The 229-nt window shown below is 64.2% G+C and carries 1 pseudogene; it reads left to right on the top strand.

The window, feature by feature from the left end:
* Positions 1 to 229 (top strand): annotated as a pseudogene (locus tag FS767_RS22730) (acyltransferase); the annotation flags it as partial.

The following is a 229-nucleotide window of genomic DNA, read 5'->3' as shown; positions in this document are numbered from 1 at the left end:
GCACCTATCGCCTCTATGTCTGGATCAAGCAGCACAACGGCGGACAATTCGGTGGCACCCTGCTGGAACTGGCCTGCCTGATCGCCGGCGCCGCGGTGATGACCTCCGATCTACCGGTACCCAAGAAGGGCGTGCTGGCGACCCTGGTGTTCTGCGTGACCATCCTCACCTTCGCCTTCGAGCGCGGCCTGGTCTCCAGCGTGCTGCATCACGGCCTCTTCGTGCGCCT

Origin of the sequence: Pseudomonas sp. DE0010, from assembly GCF_007680745.1 — a bacterium.
Classification (GTDB): Bacteria; Pseudomonadota; Gammaproteobacteria; order Pseudomonadales; family Pseudomonadaceae; genus Aquipseudomonas; species Aquipseudomonas parafulva_B.
Note: the sequence above shows the minus strand (reverse complement) of the source record. Positions and strands in the feature narration are given on the sequence as shown.